At 69.7% G+C, this 18,959-nt stretch carries 13 protein-coding genes and 3 tRNA genes; 8 read left to right on the top strand and 8 right to left on the bottom strand.

The window, feature by feature from the left end; genetic code table 11:
* Positions 1 to 3 precede the first annotated feature (3 nt).
* The 4 genes from scpA to AB0D27_RS07965 all read right to left on the bottom strand — a co-directional run bounded on the left by scpA (position 4) and on the right by AB0D27_RS07965 (position 6,757).
* Positions 4 to 2,178 carry a methylmalonyl-CoA mutase gene (scpA, locus tag AB0D27_RS07980; RefSeq protein WP_362503655.1) on the bottom strand — a complete coding sequence of 725 codons (2,175 nt, stop codon included), beginning with the start codon at positions 2,176 to 2,178 and terminating at the stop codon, positions 4 to 6.
* Positions 2,178 to 3,986, bottom strand: coding sequence for a methylmalonyl-CoA mutase family protein (locus tag AB0D27_RS07975; RefSeq protein WP_362503653.1), 1,809 nt, complete (start codon positions 3,984 to 3,986; stop codon positions 2,178 to 2,180). The genes scpA and AB0D27_RS07975 overlap by 1 nt, the downstream gene beginning before the upstream one ends.
* A 420-nt stretch (positions 3,987 to 4,406) precedes the next feature.
* Complete coding sequence (locus AB0D27_RS07970; protein ID WP_362503650.1) at positions 4,407 to 5,096, bottom strand: response regulator; 690 nt, start codon at positions 5,094 to 5,096, stop codon at positions 4,407 to 4,409.
* The gene (locus AB0D27_RS07965) at positions 5,093 to 6,757 is read right to left on the bottom strand and encodes a sensor histidine kinase (protein WP_362503647.1); all 1,665 of its coding nucleotides are present in this window, start codon (positions 6,755 to 6,757) and stop codon (positions 5,093 to 5,095) included. Before AB0D27_RS07965 ends, AB0D27_RS07970 begins: the two co-directional genes overlap by 4 nt.
* Positions 6,758 to 6,993: 236 nt before the next feature.
* Between AB0D27_RS07965 and AB0D27_RS07960 the strand changes: the two genes are divergently transcribed.
* The 3 genes from AB0D27_RS07960 (at position 6,994) to AB0D27_RS07950 (ending at position 9,886) form a co-directional block, all read left to right on the top strand.
* On the top strand, positions 6,994 to 7,854 hold the full coding sequence (locus AB0D27_RS07960) for an ABC transporter ATP-binding protein (RefSeq protein ID WP_362503644.1): 861 nt from the start codon (positions 6,994 to 6,996) through the stop codon (positions 7,852 to 7,854).
* Complete coding sequence (locus AB0D27_RS07955; protein WP_362503642.1) at positions 7,851 to 8,732, top strand: ABC transporter permease; 882 nt, start codon at positions 7,851 to 7,853, stop codon at positions 8,730 to 8,732. Before AB0D27_RS07960 ends, AB0D27_RS07955 begins: the two co-directional genes overlap by 4 nt.
* A gap of 74 nt (positions 8,733 to 8,806) precedes the next feature.
* The gene (locus tag AB0D27_RS07950; RefSeq protein WP_362503639.1) at positions 8,807 to 9,886 is read left to right on the top strand and encodes an ABC transporter substrate-binding protein; all 1,080 of its coding nucleotides are present in this window, start codon (positions 8,807 to 8,809) and stop codon (positions 9,884 to 9,886) included.
* Between the two features lie 66 nt (positions 9,887 to 9,952).
* Here the strand turns inward: AB0D27_RS07950 and AB0D27_RS07945 are convergent, their stop codons facing one another.
* Positions 9,953 to 11,602 (bottom strand): alkaline phosphatase family protein, encoded by a 1,650-nt coding sequence (locus tag AB0D27_RS07945; protein ID WP_362503636.1) that lies wholly within the window; start codon positions 11,600 to 11,602, stop codon positions 9,953 to 9,955.
* A 402-nt stretch (positions 11,603 to 12,004) separates the two neighbouring features.
* Here AB0D27_RS07945 and AB0D27_RS07940 point away from each other — a divergent pair, with 402 nt between their 5' ends.
* Positions 12,005 to 12,436, top strand: coding sequence for a restriction endonuclease (locus AB0D27_RS07940; protein ID WP_362503633.1), 432 nt, complete (start codon positions 12,005 to 12,007; stop codon positions 12,434 to 12,436).
* A gap of 283 nt (positions 12,437 to 12,719) precedes the next feature.
* On the opposite strand, the gene AB0D27_RS07935 is transcribed toward AB0D27_RS07940, so the two are convergent.
* From AB0D27_RS07935 to AB0D27_RS07925, 3 genes are all read right to left on the bottom strand, one after another.
* Positions 12,720 to 12,793: transfer RNA gene (locus AB0D27_RS07935), tRNA-Ile, on the bottom strand.
* 166 nt (positions 12,794 to 12,959) lie between these two features.
* A tRNA-Asn gene (locus AB0D27_RS07930) sits at positions 12,960 to 13,032 on the bottom strand.
* Between the two features lie 5 nt (positions 13,033 to 13,037).
* Positions 13,038 to 13,110, bottom strand: a tRNA-Asn gene (locus AB0D27_RS07925).
* 145 nt (positions 13,111 to 13,255) lie between these two features.
* Between AB0D27_RS07925 and AB0D27_RS07920 the strand changes: the two genes are divergently transcribed.
* The 4 genes from AB0D27_RS07920 (at position 13,256) to AB0D27_RS07905 (ending at position 18,904) form a co-directional block, all read left to right on the top strand.
* Entirely contained in the window at positions 13,256 to 13,561 is a 306-nt protein-coding gene (locus AB0D27_RS07920) for a YtxH domain-containing protein (RefSeq protein WP_362503630.1), read from the top strand.
* A gap of 50 nt (positions 13,562 to 13,611) precedes the next feature.
* Positions 13,612 to 15,066 (top strand): FGGY family carbohydrate kinase, encoded by a 1,455-nt coding sequence (locus AB0D27_RS07915; RefSeq protein ID WP_362503627.1) that lies wholly within the window; start codon positions 13,612 to 13,614, stop codon positions 15,064 to 15,066.
* A gap of 176 nt (positions 15,067 to 15,242) precedes the next feature.
* On the top strand, positions 15,243 to 16,976 hold the full coding sequence (locus AB0D27_RS07910; RefSeq protein ID WP_362503624.1) for an ABC transporter ATP-binding protein: 1,734 nt from the start codon (positions 15,243 to 15,245) through the stop codon (positions 16,974 to 16,976).
* A complete protein-coding gene (locus AB0D27_RS07905; RefSeq protein ID WP_362503621.1) occupies positions 16,976 to 18,904 on the top strand; it encodes an ABC transporter ATP-binding protein in 1,929 nt (642 codons plus the stop codon). Before AB0D27_RS07910 ends, AB0D27_RS07905 begins: the two co-directional genes overlap by 1 nt.
* Positions 18,905 to 18,959 lie beyond the last annotated feature (55 nt).

The raw sequence follows: 18,959 nt of genomic DNA, 5'->3' as shown, positions 1-18,959 counted from the left end.
GTTTCAGAGGTCGTGCCCGAGGTCGGCCGACAGCCGCTCGACCAGGTCGTGAGCGGCGTCCGGGATGACGGTTCCCGGCGGGAAGACGGCCGCCGCGCCCATCTCCAGCAGGGTCGGCACGTCCTGGGGCGGAATGACCCCGCCGACCACGATCACGATGTCCTCGCGCCCCTCCTCGGCGAGCTGCTCCTTCAGCGCCGGTACGAGGGTGAGGTGCCCGGCGGCCAGCGACGAGACGCCGACGATGTGCACGTCCGCCTCGACGGCCTGGCGGGCGACCTCGGCCGGGGTCTGGAACAGCGGGCCGACGTCCACGTCGAAGCCGAGGTCGGCGAAGGCGGTGGCGATCACCTTCTGGCCGCGGTCGTGGCCGTCCTGGCCCATCTTGGCGACCAGGATGCGCGGGCGGCGGCCCTCGGCCTCCTCGAAGGCGGACACGAGGGTGCGGGTACGGTCCACGGACGGGGACTCGCCGGCTTCGTTGCGGTACACGCCGGAGATCGTACGGATCTGGCTCGCATGCCGCCCGTACACCTTCTCCAGGGCGTCGGAGATCTCGCCGACCGTCGCCTTGGCACGGGCCGCGTTCACCGCCAGCTCCAGCAGATTGCCCTCGCCGCCGGCGGCCCGGGTCAGCGCGTCCAGCGAGTCCTGGCAGGCCTGCTCGTCGCGCTCCGCGCGCAGCCGCCGCAGCTTGGCGATCTGCTGGGCGCGTACCGAGGAGTTGTCGACCTTGAGGACCTCGATCGCCTCGTCGTTCTCGACGCGGTACTTGTTCACGCCGATGACCGGCTGACGGCCCGAGTCGATCCGCGCCTGGGTGCGGGCCGCGGCCTCCTCCACCCGCAGCTTGGGGATGCCGGCGTCGATGGCCTGCGCCATGCCGCCCGCCGCCTCGACCTCCTGGATGTGCTGCCAGGCCTTGCGGGCGAGGTCGTACGTCAGCCTCTCCACGTAGGCGCTGCCGCCCCACGGGTCGATCACCCGTGTCGTGCCCGACTCCTGCTGGATCAGCAGCTGCGTGTTGCGGGCGATGCGCGCCGAGAAGTCGGTGGGCAGCGCGAGGGCCTCGTCGAGGGCGTTGGTGTGCAGCGACTGGGTGTGGCCCTGGGTCGCGGCCATCGCCTCGATGCATGTGCGCGTGACGTTGTTGAACACGTCCTGCGCGGTCAGCGACCAGCCGGAGGTCTGCGAATGGGTCCGCAGGGACAGCGACTTGGTGTTCTTCGGGTCGAACTGTTTCACCAGCTTCGCCCACAGCAGGCGGGCCGCCCGCAGCTTGGCGACCTCCATGAAGAAGTTCATGCCGATCGCCCAGAAGAATGACAGTCGGGGCGCGAACGCGTCCACGTCCATCCCTGCGTCCCGCCCCGCCCGGATGTACTCCACGCCGTCCGCGAGCGTGTACGCCAGCTCCAGATCGGCCGTCGCACCTGCCTCCTGGATGTGGTAGCCGGAGATGGAGATGGAGTTGTAGCGGGGCATCCGCTGGGAGGTGAAGGCGAAGATGTCGGAGATGATCCGCATCGACGGCTTCGGCGGGTAGATGTAGGTGTTGCGGACCATGAACTCCTTGAGGATGTCGTTCTGGATGGTCCCGGCCAACTTCTCGGGCGGCACGCCCTGTTCCTCCGCGGCGACGATGTAGAGCGCCAGCACCGGCAGCACGGCGCCGTTCATCGTCATCGACACCGTCATCTTGTCCAGCGGGATGCCGTCGAAGAGTTGCCGCATGTCGTAGATCGAGTCGATGGCCACGCCCGCCATGCCGACGTCACCGGTCACGCGCGGGTGGTCGCTGTCGTAGCCACGGTGGGTGGGCAGGTCGAAGGCGACGGACAGGCCCTTCTGGCCGGCCGCCAGGTTGCGGCGGTAGAAGGCGTTGGACTCCTCGGCGGTGGAGAAGCCCGCGTACTGGCGGATGGTCCAGGGCTGATTGACGTACATCGTCGGGTACGGGCCGCGCAGGTACGGGGCGATGCCCGGGTAGGTGCCGAGGAAGTCCAGGCCCTCCAGGTCACGGCCGGTGTAGAGCGGCTTGACCGCGATGCCCTCCGGCGTCTCCCAGAGCAGGTCGTCCCCGTCCGCGGCCTTCTTCAGGGCCGTACGCCACTCGTCGGCCCCGCCGTCGACGGCCGGGCTGCCCAGCTCGATTGCGGAGAAGTCGGGGATTCCCATCAGGACACTCCCATGCGGTCGAGGGTCGCGGACAGCACGGCGACGGCGTCGCAGCCCGTGAAGACGTACGAGTCGACTCCGGAGTACTGCCCGGGGCGGCCGGCGAGGAACACGTGCGTGGCGCCTGCCGATCTGAGTTCGGCGGCGACTGCGGCGGCCTGCTCCTCGTACAGCGCGTCGCTGGAGCACAGGCAGACTTCTCGGGCGCCGCTGTTCTCGAAGGTTCCTTCCGTGACGGGCTCGATGCCGCCCGCCTGGAAGAGGTTCGAGACGAAGGTCGTACGCGCGGTGTGCCCGGCGGCGGGGCCGATCGACGCCAGGAAGATCCGCGGCCGGGATCCGGTGGCGGCGAGGTGGGCGTCGGAGCGGGCCCGCAGCGCCTCGTACGCGTCGTCGCGCCGCACCCGCGGAAGGCCGCCGGACGGCCGGACCGGTGCCGGTGCGCGCTCCACGGGACGCTCGGTGAGGTGCGGGAACTCGCTGACGCCGGTGATGGGTTCGCGCCGCTCGGCGAGCTTGGTGCTGCGCGCCGCCCAGGTGTGGGACAGGTCCTGGCCGAGCTGCCCGGAGCGCAGGGCGGCCGCCAGGCCGCCGAGCCGCTCGATCCACCGGAAGAACTCCCAGCCCGCGTGGGCGATTTCGTCGGTCAGCCGCTCCACGTACCAGGAGCCGCCCGCCGGGTCGATCACCCGGGACAGATGCGACTCCTCGATGAGGATAGCCGAGGTGTTGCGGGCGATGCGACGAGTGAACGCGTCCGGGAGGCCGAGCGCGTGGTCGAAGGGCAGCACGGTGACGGCGTCGGCGCCGCCGACCCCGGCGGCCAGCGTGGCCACCGTCGTGCGCAGCATGTTCACCCACGGGTCGCGGCGGGTCATCATCACCGGCGAGGTCACGGCGTGCTGCACCTGTGCGCCCGCGCCGGGCGCCCCGCACACCTCGGCCACCCGCGCCCACAGGCGGCGCGCCGCCCGCAGCTTGGCGACGGTCAGGAACTGGTCGGCGGTGGCCGCGTACCGGAACTCCAGCTGCGCACAAGCCTGTTGCACGGACAGTCCCGTTTCGGTCAGTTCGCGCAGGTAGGCGACGCCGGTCGCCAGGGAGCAGCCCAGCTCCTGCGCCGCCGAGCCGCCGGCCTCGTGGTACGGCAGCACGTCCACGGTCAGCGCCCGCAGCCCCGGGTACTGCTCGGCGCACCGGCGCGCGAGACCGGCCACGGGCGCGAAGTCGTACGCCTGCCCGGTGCGGGCCTCGTGGCCGAGGGGATCGGCGCCGAGGTTGCCGCGCGCCGCCTCCTTGGCGACGCCCCGCTCCTCGTACAGCCGCAGCAATTCGCCTGCGGCAGGCGCGGCTTCACTCCCCGCGTCGAGGACGACGGACGCCAGGTCGAGGTGGACGCCGTCGAGGACCCGGCCGAGCGACGGCACCGGGATGCCGCCCTCGCCGACGGCCAGCCACAGGGAGGTGACGCCGTTCTCCAGGTCCGCGAGTACCGCGTCGCCGTCGGCCACTGCGTGCCGCTGTCGTACGTCCCAGCCGCCGACGGTGTTCCCCTCGGCCCGGCCGCCGCGTACGAAGGGGGCGAAGCCGGGGTGTCCGGGGTCGGGCGCGGTGTCGCGTGGGGAGTACAGGGGCCGGGTGCGCAGCCCGTCCTCCAGCGTGGTGGACAGGCTTTCCTCGGCCGCCGAACTCGAGACCTCCCTGCCCGACTTGCGCAGGACACCCTCCACCAGGTGTTGCCACTGTTCATGTGTCGCGTCAGGGAACTCGGCGGCCAGCGAGAGCCCGTCGTCATGCAGGACCGTCATGCTCGGATGCTAGGTGAGATCGACAAAGGAGCAGCAGTGGGCACGGCTGTGACCTTCTTCTCGTCCGGCCTGTGACGTGGCTCGCTTCGAGGCGGCCACGGCAACACGGGCGGGTCGGCGAGCGCCGGGTGACGGGGGTGAGGAAGACGGCGCGACCGGCGGCGTCGGGTGTACGGCCTGGCCGCGGGAAGACCGTCTGACGCCAGCCCCGGCAGCGGAAGAAGTCCAGCCTGGAGGGGCCTGGTGGGTCGGGTACCGCCCACGCGCGGTCGTCCAGCGCGGGGAGCAGCAACACGTCCAGCGGTCTGGTGCCGACGCCCCGGCCGCGTGCCGCCGGCGCCACCACCAGGTCCGTGATCCGCACCACGCCCGCGAGCCACTCCTGCGAACGCCGGGCGTGGCCCCATGAGCCGCATGGCTTCAGCCAACGAGCCGGTAGCGGTGTTCGGGACGGCCGGTGGTTCCGTAGCGAAGTTCGAGCCGGACCATGCCCTCCCGTACGAGGTACGAGAGGTACCGCTGGGCCGTGGCGCGGGAGACGCCGGTGAGTTCGGCGGCCTGGGCCGCGGACAGGGCGTCGTGGGCGGTGCGGAGGACCTGGTGCAGGAGGGCGAGGGTCGGCGCGGAGTGCCCCTTGGCCGGGATCCGGGGGACGGCCGGTGGCCGGACGGCGCTGAAGAGGGCGTCCACGTCGGCCTGGTCGGTTCGGGGAGCCAGGCCGAGGGCATCCACGCGGTGCTGGAGTTCGCGGTAGGCGGTGAGCCGCTCGGCCAGGTCGGCGGAGCCGAACGGCTTGACCAGGTAGCCCACGGCGCCGAGCTTCATGGCGGTCCGTACCGAGGTGATGTCCCTGTCGGCGGTGATCATGATCGCGTCGGGGCGGGCGCCGCCCGCGTCCCCGCTGAGCTGCCGCAGCACGTCGAGTCCGCTGCCGTCCGGCAGGAAGACGTCGAGCAGCAGCAGATCGGGGTGGAGGGTGCGCACCGCGTCCAGCGTCTCGGCCACGGTCGCCGCCCGGCCGACCACCTCGAAGCCCTCGACGCGGGACGCGTAGTCGCAGTGGATGTCGCCGACACGGAAGTCGTCGTCCACCACCAGGGCCCGGATCATCCGCGATCACCTCTCGTCGGCGAGGCCGTCGTGAACTGTGCGTCTCGTGGTACGGGGGTGGCGTCCGGCAGCGGCAGTACGACGGTGAAGACCGCGCCCGGCCCCTCGCTGACCGTGATCGTCCCGCCGTGCCGCTGTGTCAGCCGGTGGACGAGGGCCAGCCCCAGCCCGCGCCGGGCGGTGCCCCGGTCGGGCCGGGTCGACCAGCCGTCATCGAAGATCGACTCGGCGGCGCCCAGCGGAATCCCCGGGCCGCTGTCCGCGATCCGCACCATCACCAGGTCGGCGGCCTCGACCAGCGAAAGCCGCACCTCGCGGCCACCCACCGGAGAAGCTCCGCCGGCCGCCGCGTCGATCGCGTTGTCCAGCAGGTTGCCGACGATGGTCAGCAGCCGGCGCAGATGCGGCGGGTCCTCCCCGAGCGCGGAGTCGTCACTGAGCACCATCCGTACCCCGCGTTCCGCGGCCACCGTGGTCTTGGCGACGATCAGACCCACGAGCAGCGCGTTGCCGATCCGTTCGCGTACGGACTCGGTCAGCGCCTGGTCGGCGCCGGCCGAGTCGACGGCGTACTCGTAGGCGGCGTCGTGGTCGCCGATGTCCAGCAGCCCGGCCACGGTGTGCATGCGGTTGGTGAACTCATGCTGCTGGGCGCGCAGGGCGTCGGTCAGCCCGCGCACCGAGTCCAGTTCGCGCAGCAGCCCGATCAGCTCGGTGCGGTCGCGTACGGTGACCACCGCGCCCAGTTCACAGCCGTGCAGCGTCACCGGCATCCGGTTCACCACCAGGCAGTGGTCGTCGGTCAGCACGCTGAGGTCGGTTCCGGTCAGGGTGCCGTCCAGGGCGCGGCGCAGCCGCCCGTCGGGCAACACCTCCTCGAGCCTGCTGCCGAGCGCCGTGCCGAGGCCGAGCAGGTTGCGGGCCTCGTCGTTGACCACGGTGATCCGGCCGTCGGGATCGAAGGCGATCACACCCTCCCGGATGCCGTGGAGCATGGCCTCGCGATCCTGGAGCAGTCCGGCGATCTCCTCCAGTTCCAGCCCGAAGGTCGACCTCTTCAGCCGCCTGGCCAGCAGGAACGCCGCCGCCGAGCCGAGCGCGACGGCGATCGCGGCATACAGGCCGAAGGTGGGCAGCTCCCTCCACAACTCGCTGAGCACGGCGCGTTCCGGAAGGCCGGCCGACACCTCGCCGACCAGGGTGCCGGTGGGCCCGTACAGCGGGGCCTTGCCGTTGGCGGACCGTCCGGTGGCGCCCTGGTCGGAGCCGACGTGGGTGTGGCCGTCCAGGACCACGATCGGGTCGTCCACCGGCTCGCCGACCAGCAACGGGTCGGGGTGCGAGTGGCGGACACCGTGCAGGTCGATCACGACCACGTACGACGCCCCCGACGCCTTGCGGATCCGTTCGGCGACGGTCTGGACGACGTCGCCGCCACCGCCGTACTGCATGGCGTGCCGGATCTGGGGCTCGGCGGCCGCGGTCTGGGCGAGGGACAGCGCCCGCTGCTCGTAGGATCGGTCGATCTCGCCCCGCTGCGCGAACGCGAACAGTACGAAGCCGATCGCTCCGGTCAGGGCCAGGATGACCAGCTGGTTGGCCAGAATCCGCGCGGAGAGCCTCCCCTTCCCGCCGCGGCCGGTCCGGATACGGATGGGCATCACAGGTGCCTTCGCCCTTGTCGTGCGGCCGGGCCCGGCCCCTTCGCCGTACCCGTGGTGGCGCGATTGTGTCCCACCGAGGCGGTTCTGCCCAGCCCCCGGCACGCTGAGCAGAACGCGCAGAACCCCTGTTAACACGGCTAACGCGAGATACGTCTGAAACAGCGACGTAACTCCGAGCGGCCTTTAGCGTCTGCCTTCCTCGACCTCCGAGATTGGGAAGGAGACCGCCTCAGATGGCTTCGCGAAACGACGTCGCGACGGGCCCCGTCGCCGAGAAGACCGGCCGGGACAGCGCGCGAGTCGACATCTCAGGACTCACCAAACGATTTCTGACTCCCGCGGGTGAGGTGTTCACGGCACTGCGGGACGTTTCGTTCACCGTGGAGCCGGGCCAGTTCTGCGCGGTGGTGGGCCCGACCGGCTGCGGCAAGTCGACGACGCTGAGTCTGGTGTCCGGGCTCGACCGGCCCAGCGAGGGCTCGGTAAAGGTCGGCGGCCGTGAGGTGGACGGCGTCACCGACGGCGTCAGCTTCATGTTCCAGACCGACGCGCTGCTGCCCTGGAAGACGGTCCTCGGCAACGTCCTGATGGGCCCGGTCTTCCGCGGAGTGCCCAAGCAGAAGGCCCAGGCCTCGGCTCGCGACTGGCTGCGCAGGGTGGGCCTGACGGGGTTCGAGGACCGCTACCCGCACCAGCTCTCCGGCGGTATGCGCAAGCGCGTGGCGATGGCCGCGGCGCTCATCAACGAACCCAAGATCCTGATCATGGACGAGCCGTTCGGCGCCCTGGACGTGCAGACCAAGGCGATCATGTCGACCGAACTGCTCGGCCTGTGGGAGCAGATCCGTCCGTCGGTCATCTTCATCACCCATGACCTCGACGAGGCCGTGGCGCTCGCCGACCGGGTCGTGGTCATGACGTCCAGCCCCGGCTCGGTCAAGGCGGTCTTCGACATCGACCTGCCGCGCCCGCGCGGCGCGGTCCAGGAGATCCGCTTCCAGCCCCGCTTCATCGAACTCCAGCACCAGATCTGGGATTCGCTGCGCGAGGAGGTGGAGCGCGCCTACGCACGCACCGCAGGAGGTACGGCATGAGTACGACGTCCACCGTTTCCACCGCCCCGGCCGAGAACGGCTCCCAGGTCTCGGCCGAGGCCGCCGCCAGGAGCGCCGTCCGGCGGCGCGCCGCGCTGGTGTGGGCCGGTCGCGTCGGCCTCGCGGTCTTCGTCCTCGGCGGCTGGCAGGCCTTCACCGCCTGGGGGATCGTCGACCCGTTCTTTTTCGGGCAGCCGTCCGGCATCGCCAAGCGGCTGGTCGACCTCTTCCGGCACGGCACCGAGTTCGGGTCCTTCTACTCGAACATCTGGACAACGATCCAGGAAGCGCTCGTCGGCTTCGCCCTCGGGGCCGTCACCGGAGTGATCTTCGGCGTCGCGCTCGGCCAGAGCCGCTTCCTCGCCGACGTGCTCGGTCCCTACATCAAGATGGTCAACGCGATCCCGCGCATCGTCCTCGGCTCGATCTTCATCGTCGCGTTCGGCATCGGCGTGCTGCCCAAGATCCTGCTCGCCGCGGTGCTGGTGTTCTTCATCGTCTTCTTCAACGCCTTCCAGGGCGTCCGCGAGGTCGACCGCAACATCCTCGCCAACACCAAGGTCCTCGGCGCCTCGCAGCTGCAGATCATCCGGCACGTCACCGTGCCGTCCGCACTCACCTGGATCATCGCCAGCCTGCACAGCGCCTTCGGCTTCGCCATCGTCGGCGCGCTGGTCGGCGAGGTGCTCGGCGCGCAGAGCGGCCTCGGCCTGGTCATCAAGACCGCGCAGAACAACTTCGACCCCAACGGCGTGTTCGCCACGATGCTCGTCATCTCGGTCATCGTGCTCGGCGCCGAGTGGCTGATCGGCAAGCTCGAGCACCGGCTGATGTCCTGGCGCCCGCCGTCGCCGTCCGAGGCCTCGAACGCTCTCTGACGCCCCTCCCTCGTCCCCACCTTGTTCCCTCTGTTCCTCCCTTGTCTCACCTCAGAAAAGGAATGTGGCCAGCCATGTCCAGACGATCCGCCGCCGTCGCCGCCTCCGTCCTCACGGTTCTCGCCCTCGGTGCGACCAGCGCCTGTTCCAGCAACTCCAGCAGTGCCTCCGGCGGCACGCCCACCGTGAAGCTCATGGTCGGCGGCATCGACAAGCAGATCTACCTGCCGTACCAGCTCGCCCAGCAGCTCGGCTACTACAAGAAGTACGGCGTGAACGTGCAGCTGAGCACCGAGCAGAACGGCGGTGTCGGCGCCGAGGAAGCCATGGCCTCGGGGCAGGTGGACATGGCGGGCGCCTGGTACAACCACACGATCGAGTTCCAGGCGAAGGGGAAGGCGGTCGAGGACGTCGTCCAGCTCTCCGGCGCGCCGGGCGAGCGCGAGATGTGCTCCAAGAAGTCGGGCGTCACCTCGGGCGCCGACTTCAAGGGCAAGACCCTGGGCGTCACCGACCTGGGTTCGGGCACCGACACCCTCACCCAGTTCCTGGCCGCCAAGAAGGGCGTCAAGACCAGCGACTTCCACCGGATCGGGGTCGGCTCGGGCTCCACCGCCATCGCCCAGCTGCAGAACGGCAAGATCGACTGCGTCATGACGACACAGCCGACGGTGGCCGCGATCCAGAAGAAGGGAGTCGGTACCTCCGCGATCGACCTGGCCACCACGGACGGCGCCACGGCGGCGATGGGCGGTGCCTATCCCGCCGCCGGCGTGCTCGCCCGCACCGACTGGGTGAACTCGCACAAGGACACGGTGCAGAAGGTCGTCGACGCGCTCGTCGCCACCATGCACTGGATCAACACCCACAGCGCGGCCGACATCGCGAACAAGCTGCCGCAGTCGTTCGTGCAGAACCAGCTGGTGACCAAGGCCGACTACATCTCGGCCCTGAACGAGGACAAGGGTCAGTTCCTCCCGGACGGCCTCATGCCGGCCGGCGGTCCGAAGACCTCCCTGGCGACGGAGCAGTTGGTCGGCGGCGTGAAGGGGTCGGTGGACCTCAGCAAGACGTTCACCAATGACTTCGCCGTCCAGGCCAACAAGACCGAGGGCTTCAAGACCACCACGACCCCGGCCGGGTCGAACGGCTGAGCCTGCCCAGCTCATGGAGCCGCCCAAGCGCAGTCGGCTGGGCGGCTCCTGGTCGTGAGAGCGACGTCAGCGGACCGGCAGCGCGGTGGTGTGTTCCTCGCGCACGGCCTCCAGGGAGCGGGGGTTCAGACCGAGCAGGCTCAGGATCGTCGGTGCGATCTGCTTGGTCTGCACGCTCGCGGAGTCGCGCACACCGTCCGGAACCGAGGCGCCGGACACCACCAACGGGACGTCGAGGTCGTCGGAGTCGGCGCCACCGTGCTCGGCGATCTTCTTGGTGCCGCCGGTGTAGACGACACCGTACTGCGCGACACCGAAGACGTCCGGTACACGGGCGTCGCCGGCCTCGACGTGGAAGTAACGGGCCGCGGCGCTTCCGGCGTAGACCTTGCTGAGCCCGCTGCGGGTGAAGGCCTTGGACGCGGCGTTGATGTCCGTACCGGTGCCGCTCTGCGCGAGCAAGTACTTCTTGGCGAACTCGGTGGCGGCCTGCGAGCGGTCGGTCAGCCAGAGCAGCATCGCGTCGTCGTCCACGGAGTGCGCGACCAGGTCGCCGGCGGCGGGATGGAGCTTCTTCCAGGCGGCGTTGAGGCCGTCCAGCAGCGGGCCGTCGTCGATCCGGGTGAGCGCGGTGGGGTCGGTGGGCGACTGGCCGTGCTTGGCGGACAGGACGATCGTGGTGCTGCCGGCCAGGTGCCGCTTGGCGATCTCGGACGTCAGGGCGCCGATCTGCGCGTTGACGAAGTCCAGGTTCTTCGTCAGCAGCGGTCCGGGCACATTCTTGGCGGTGTAGCCGCCCTTGAGGCCGTCGGAGGCGGGCAGCTTCTGCGCGGTGGAGACGGACTGGAAGTTGAGGCCGAAGATCGCCGGGGTGCCGACCTTGTGGGCACGGCTGTGGTCGTAGCCGTCGATCTCGTTGAGGACGGCCTTCACCTTGTAGCCGTCGTACTGCTCGGTGGCCTGGTTGTCCGTGGTCCAGTCGTTGCCGGCCGGGTAGCCGAGGGCGTCGCTGTTGATCTCGGGCGTGAACAGGTCCTGAACGCCGGTGCCCGAGGGCCCGTTGAGGATCTCGTACGCCGCGTGCTTGTCCGACCAGGCGGTGCGCAGACCCGCGCTGCGGGCCACCTCGAAGACGGTGTTCACCTTGAGGTAGGAGTGCGGGTAGACCGGCTTGCAGGTCTTGGGGTCGACCGGCAGCTTGGAGGCGTTGATCAGGCTCGCCGGGTGGCCCGTCATCGACAGGATGCTGTCCGGCAGACCGGTGAGGCCCTGCCCGGCGTCGATGGACGCCTGGTTCCTGTCCAGGTCTTCGGTCAGGTCCACCTCGACACCGGGCTTGACGGCCTTGCAGTCGGTGGTCCCGGCGGGCAGGAGCGCCGCGTTGTAGGTGTCGTCGTAGTAGACGCCGGTGGTGCCGGGGCCGCCACCGGTCGCCTGGGCGACCATGCCGGGGAAGGAGTCGGACGGCGTGGTGGTCTCGGCGTGGGTGTACTCCACGCCGCCGCCGACCAGCCGGGCCAGCGCGGACTTCGGGTGCCGGGAGACGTACCAGGCCAGGTCTGACTGGTGCAGCCCGTCGACCGAGATCAGCAGGACGTGCCTGGCAGAGGACCGGTGGTGGGAGGCGGCGAACGCAGAGGGTTGGGCGGCAGTCACGCCGGTCAGGACTCCGGCGGCGGCAAGGATGGCTGCGGGCCTGACGTAACGTCTGGACATATGTGCCTCTCCGGGTGTTCGGGGCGGGCTGCGAGTGCTGGACCCATCAGAGTCGCGCCCTGCGTACCGGAAACGGCGCGCCCGTGAACGCACACGGAATGAGCGGTCGGGTCTTCGCCAAGCAGGTCTGGTTTTCGCCAAGAAGAGCCAAGAAGAAGGGACGTCCCCAACCCGGCGAGCAACCCGATCCGTTCGCCACCCGGGCGGACGTCGATGACATGGACAAGGCCGTCGGCTGTCGGCGCCCTCCCAGCGACCTGGCCAACCGAACTGCAGGACACACAAGCAGCAGCCGACGTCGCCACAGGCCGACTCCTGCCCCCTGGTGCAGCGCAACTACGGCATCTGTGACGACAAGGAGCCGGAGGACGCGCCAATCAGGGACGGCAGGGGGAGGCGGGGATGACCGCTCGGCGTGGACGAGGCACGCCTGCTCGCAGGCGGCGGAAGGCGCGGCTGAAGTCGGCCGTGATCGGCGGCGGAGTGCTGCTGGCCCTCCTGATGATGTTCTGGTCAGCCGTGTGGCCGCACGTCACGGCGGCCCTGCTCCTCGGCGGCATCGGAGCGATGGGCTGGTGGCCGTGGCGCACGGAACCGGATCGTGCGCGCACGGGACCGCCGCTGGCGACGCTCCGCCGGGACGGGGAGGTGAAAGCCGGCCGACGAACCCTCGCCGAGGTGGATGCCATGACCGGTACGCAGTTCGAGGAACTGGTCGCGAGCTTGTGCCGCCGCGACGGGTGCACGGAGGTCCGGCGAGTGGGCGGTTCACACGACAACGGTGCCGACGTCCTCGGGCGCCTCCCAGACGGCCGCACACATAGAACGCCCTGAGCCACACACAGACGACTCGTCGGAGAACGCCTCCCGGACACTCCCCCAGTACCTCCGGCCTCAGGATGGCCTCAACACATGGCCCTGTCGCAGCAGAGCCGAGTCGAACACGTCTCACCGGCTGCAGGTCTGCACGCGTCCATGCAGGTCAGAAGAGCGTCAGCCGACGCAGACCGACCCGGCACCGAACTCGCGAGCAGCGGATTCCGTCCGTTGAGGCGAAGTTGACACCGCAACAACTCCGAGGGAACGTTTCCGCAGGTCCGTCATCGCACGTTAAAGGTGGGGCGGGTGGGACTCGAACCCACGGCCGACGGATTATGAGTCCGCTGCTCTAACCGGCTGAGCTACCGCCCCGTTACGGCGCGTCGCGCACATTTGTGCGCGCCGTCTGCCGCAGCATAGCCGCTCATACGATCTCCTGCTTCGGATGGTCGGCATCGCATGACCATGAGGACTTCGGCGCGCCCCGCGCGGTTCCACCGGACATGAAAAAGGACCCCTGAGGGGTCCTCTTCCGTTGCTCTCCCGACTGGACTCGAACCAGTAACCTGCCGGTTAACAGCCGGCTGCTCTGCCAATTGAGCTACAGGAGACCGAGCTCCCCCGACTGGACTCGAACCAGTAACCTGCCGGTTAACAGCCGGCTGCTCTGCCAATTGAGCTACGGAGGATTGCCTCGTTGCATCGAACGTACCTACCTGGGTATTCGCCAGGAAGCGTGCGCTCGCTGCGACACATACATTAGCGCAAGCAGGGGGGTGGTTCGCCAATCGGTTCCCCCCGCACCGATGCCGACGCAAGGGAAGGGTGGCCGTCATGCGCTACCGGCTCACATTCGTCGCCGGAGTGGCCCTGGGTTACGTGCTGGGTACACGCGCCGGGCGCGAGCGCTACGAGCAGCTGAAGAAGTCCGCCCGCCAGGTCTCGCAGAACCCGGCGGTGCGCAACACCGCGGAGACCGCCGCCCAGCAGGGCCGGGAGTTCGCGGGCAAGGCGTACCACGTGGTGAGCGAGAAGGTGGGCGATCACGTCCCCGACTCGGTGACCGAGCGGGTGCGCTCGCTGCGCGAGCGGAACAGCAACGGATCCCGCGAGGACGACTGGGGTACCACCAACACCTAGCCGGACCGGCGCGGCGCGGTTACCTCTCGGCGTACGGCAGAATTTCCGCCATGGGGATAGTCGCCGGGTTGGACAGTTCGCCCGATTTCACTCGTATCGTCGTCTGCGACGCGGACTCCGGTGCCGTGCTCAGGCAGGGGTACGCGCCGCATCCGGTCGAGAGTACGGAGAGCGGCGGCCGTCCTTCCGACGTCGATCCGCAGGCCTGGCTGCTGTCCCTGGGCGAGGCCGCCGGCGGTGGGCTGCTCGAAGGCGTGCAGGCCATCGGCGTGTCCGCGCAGCAGAACGCGCTCGTCCCGCTGGACGCGCAGGGGAACACGGTGCGGCCGGCGCTCGTCGGCGGTGACAGGCGGGCGCAGGTCGCGGCCGCCGATCTCGTGGACGCGCTCGGCGGGCGCGAGGCATGGGCGCAGGCCGTGGGCAGTGTGCCGCAGGCCGCGCAGCCGGTGACCAAGCTGCGCTGGCTGAACAAGACCGAGCCGGACTCGGCTCTGCGCAGCACCGTGCTGTTGCAGGCGCACGACTGGCTCGTGTGGCAGCTGCTCGGGCGGCCCGTGCGAAGGACCACCGACCGGGGCGGCGCCTCCGGGACGGGGTACTGGTCGGCCGCGACCGGCGCCTACCGGCCGGATCTCGTCGAGCTGGCGCTCGGGCACCAGGCCGCGCTGCCCGAGGTGCTCGGCCCGTCCGACGCCGCGGGAACCACTCCCGAGGGGCTGCTGATCTCCGCCGGGACCGGCGAGACCATGGCGGCCGCCTTCGGGCTCGGGATCGGGCTCGGGGACGCGGTCGTGTCACTGGGCGCCTCGGGGTCCGTGATGGCCGTACACCGCGAGGCTCTCGTGGACTCCTCGGGCATGATCACCTCCCTCGCGGACGCGACCGGCATGCACCTGCCGGTCGTCACCACCCTCAATGCCGTACGGGCTCTGCGCGGCGCCGCCGAACTCCTCGGCGTGCCCGACCTGGAAGGGCTGTCCGACCTGGCGATGAAGTCGACGCCGGGCGCCCACGGGCTCGTACTGCTGCCCTATCTGGAGGGCGAGCGGACCCCCAACCTGCCGCACACCGCAGGCACCCTCGCCGGGCTGCGGCGGGAGTCGATGCGGCCCGAGCATCTGGCGCGTGCGGCGTTCGAGGGCATGCTGTGCGGGCTCGCGGACGCGCTGGACGTGCTGCGCGGCCGGGGTGTGGACGTACGGCGGATCTTCCTCCTGGGACAGGCCGCCGAGCTGCCCGCCGTACAGGCCGTGGCCCCCGCGCTGTTCGGCGCGCAGGTCGTCGTACCGCAGCCCGCGGACTACGCGGCGCTCGGCGCCGCCCGGCAGGCGGCCTGGGCGCTCGGTGTCTCGCAGGGCGCCCTCGACCCGCGGACGCCGCCCGCCTGGCCGGGTCCGGTCGCCCAGGTGCTGGAGCCCGGTGAGGAACTCGCCGTGGGACAGGCCGTACGCCAGCAGTACGTGTCCGTACGGGAACAGACGCATCCGGGAGCGTTTCGCGCGTAGGGCCTGTCCAGGACCTGGGCGAAAGCTGAGGGCGGGGCCTGTTGTGGACCGCAGTTGGGTTAATTCAGTTGAGGTAACGCGGGTGGAGTGCCCGACGATAGGGGGTGGTGCACGACCGATCACCCTCCCGACCGCCCCACCCATCGCCTGCCGTCGACGACTCCGAGAGACCCCGCGTGCTCATACGACTCCTACGGACCTACCTCAGTCCGTACAAGAAGCCCATCTCCCTGCTGGTGCTGCTGCAGTTCCTGCAGACCTGCGCCACGCTCTACCTGCCCACTCTCAACGCGCACATCATTGACAACGGTGTCGTGAAGGGAGACACGGGCTACATCCTGTCCTTCGGCGGCGTGATGATCGGCATCTCGCTGGTACAGGTCGTCTGCAACATCGGCGCCGTCTACTACGGCGCCCGTACGGCGTCGGCCGTCGGCCGGGACATCCGGGCCGCCGTCTTCGACCGCGTCCAGTCCTTCTCGGCCCGCGAGGTCGGCCACTTCGGGGCGCCGTCGCTGATCACCCGCACCACCAATGACGTCCAGCAGGTGCAGATGCTCGCCCTGATGACGTTCACGCTGCTGGTGTCGGCGCCGATCATGTGTGTGGGCGGCATCATCCTGGCGCTCGGCCTGGACGTGCCGCTGTCCGGGGTGCTCGTCGCGGTGGTGCCGGTGCTCGGCATCTGCGTGACGCTGATCATCCGGCGGCTGCGTCCGCTGTTTCGCACCATGCAGGTGCGTCTGGACACCGTGAACCGGGTGCTGCGCGAGCAGATCACCGGCAACCGTGTGATCCGCGCCTTCGTGCGGGACGACTACGAGAAGGAGCGCTTCCGGGGCGCGAACAGCGAGCTGACCGCGGTGTCCCTCGGCACCGGCCGGCTGCTGGCGCTGATGTTCCCGATCGTCATGACGGTGGTGAACCTGTCGTCCATCGCGGTCGTCTGGTTCGGTGCCCACCGCATCGACAGCGGCGGGATGCAGATCGGCGATCTGACGGCCTTCCTCGCCTATCTGATGCAGATCGTGATGTCCGTGATGATGGCCACCTTCATGTTCATGATGGTGCCGCGCGCGGAGGTCTGCGCCGAGCGCATCGAGGAGGTCCTGGACACCGAAAGCAGCGTGGTCCCGCCGACCGCGCCCGTCATCGAACTGCGCCGCCACGGCCATCTGGAGATCCGCGAGGCCGGGTTCCGCTACCCGGGCGCCGAGGAGCCGGTCCTCAGGACCGTAGACCTGGTGGCGCGACCCGGCGAGGTGACCGCCGTGATCGGATCCACGGGCAGTGGAAAGTCCACGCTGCTTGGCCTGGTCCCCCGCCTCTTCGACGCCACCGACGGCGAGGTCCTGGTCGACGGCGTGGACGTCTCGACCATCGAGCCGAGACTGCTGGCCAGGACCGTCGGCCTCGTCCCGCAGAAGCCGTACCTCTTCGCGGGCACGGTCGCCACCAATCTGCGGTACGGCAATCCGGACGCCACCGACGAGGAGCTGTGGCACGCGCTGGAGGTGGCACAGGCCAAGGGCTTCGTGGAGGGGCTCGAAGGCGGCCTGGACTCGCCGATCGCGCAGGGCGGCACAAATGTGTCGGGTGGTCAGCGCCAGCGTCTGGCCATCGCCCGCACCCTCGTGCAGCGCCCGGAGATCTACCTCTTCGACGACTCCTTCTCGGCCCTCGACTACGCGACCGACGCGGCACTGCGCGCGGCGCTCGCCGACGAGACCGCCGAGGCGACCGTCGTGATCGTCGCCCAGCGGGTGTCGACCATCCGGGACGCCGACCGGATCGTGGTCCTGGACGAGGGCCGGGTCGTCGGCACCGGACGGCACCACGAACTGATGGCGGACAACGAGACCTACCGGGAGATCGTGCTCTCCCAGCTGACGGAAGCGGAGGCCGCCTGATGGCAGGGCCGATGGGGCGGATGATGGCCGGGGGCGGCCCTGATCAGCGCTCGATGGATTTCAAGGGGTCCGGTAAACGGCTCCTCACGCAGTTCACACCCGAGCGCGGCACGATGTACGCGATGCTCGTGTGCGGTGTGCTGAGCGTGGGGCTGTCCGTGGTCGGGCCGAAGATCCTCGGCAAGGCGACGGACCTCGTCTTCGCCGGGATCGTCGGGCGCCAGATGCCGGCCGGCAGGACGAAGGCCGAAGTGCTCACGTCCCTGCGGGAGCGCGGCCAGGGCGGCATGGCCGACATGCTCTCCGGTACGGACTTCACGCCGGGCAAGGGCATCGACTTCGGCGCCGTCGGCAGCATCCTGCTGCTCGCGCTCGGTACGTTCCTGGTGGCCGGCCTGCTGATGGCGGTGTCCACCCGGCTCTCCAACCGCGCGATCAACAAGACGGTCTTCCGGCTGCGTGCGGACATGCAGGCGAAGCTGTCGCGCCTTCCCCTCTCGTACTTCGACAAGCGGCAGCGCGGTGAGGTGCTCAGCCGCGCCACCAACGACATCGACAACATCGGCCAGACCCTCCAGCAGTCGATGGGCCAGCTCATCAACTCGCTGCTCACGATCATCGGCGTACTGGCGATGATGTTCTGGGTCTCCCCGCTTCTGGCGCTCGTCGCGCTGGTCACCGTGCCGCTGTCCTTCTTCGTCGCCACGCGCATCGGCAAGCGGTCGCAGCCGCACTTCGTGCAGCAGTGGCGCACCACCGGCAAGCTCAACGCGCACATCGAGGAGATGTACACCGGGCACACGCTGGTGAAGGTGTTCGGGCGGCAGGACGAGTCGGCGGCGCAGTTCGCCGAGCAGAACGAGAAGCTGTACGAGGCCGGGTTCAAGGCGCAGTTCAACAGCGGGGTCATGCAGCCGCTGATGATGTTCGTGTCGAACCTGAACTATGTGCTGGTGGCGGTGGTCGGCGGACTGCGGGTCGCGTCGGGCTCGCTGTCCATCGGTGACGTCCAGGCCTTCATCCAGTACTCGCGGCAGTTCTCGATGCCGCTGACGCAGGTCGCGTCGATGGCGAACCTGGTGCAGTCCGGGGTCGCTTCGGCCGAGCGGATCTTCGAGCTGCTTGACGCGGACGAGCAGGAGGCGGACCCCGTGCCGTCGGCCCGCCCCGACGAGCTGCGCGGGCGGGTGGCGCTGGAGAACGTGTCCTTCCGCTACGACCCCGACAGGCCGCTCATCGAGGACCTCTCGCTGAAGGTGGAGCCCGGGCACACGGTGGCGATCGTCGGTCCGACGGGGGCCGGCAAGACGACGCTGGTGAACCTGCTGATGCGCTTCTACGAGGTCACCGGCGGGCGCATCACCCTCGACGGGGTCGACATCGCCTCGATGTCCCGGGACGAACTCCGGGACGGGATCGGCATGGTGCTCCAGGACACCTGGCTGTTCGGGGGGACGATCGCGGAGAACATCGCGTACGGGGCCTCACGGGACGTGACTCGGGGGGAGATCGAGGAGGCGGCGCGGGCCGCCCATGCCGACCGGTTCATCCGGACGCTGCCGGACGGGTACGACACCGTGATCGACGACGAGGGGACGGGGGTCAGCGCGGGTGAGAAGCAGCTGATCACGATCGCTCGGGCGTTCCTGTCGGATCCGGTGATCCTTGTCCTCGACGAGGCGACGAGTTCCGTGGACACCCGTACGGAGGTGTTGATTCAGAAGGCGATGGCGAAGCTTGCGCATGGGCGGACGTCGTTCGTGATCGCGCACCGGCTGTCCACGATCCGGGACGCCGACACGATTCTCGTCATGGAGAACGGTTCGATCGTGGAGCAGGGTGCGCACGCGGAGCTGCTCGCGGCCGGCGGGGCCTATGCTCGCCTGTACCAGGCCCAGTTCGCCCAGGCCGTGGCTGAGGTGGACTAGGGTTTCGCCCCCTCCGCCCCTACCCGTCCCATACCTGGGGGGCTCCGCCCCCCAG

This window comes from Streptomyces sp. NPDC048415, from assembly GCF_040651675.1.
Taxonomy (GTDB): Bacteria; Actinomycetota; Actinomycetes; order Streptomycetales; family Streptomycetaceae; genus Streptomyces.
This window is presented reverse-complemented; position numbering and strand designations above follow the sequence as displayed.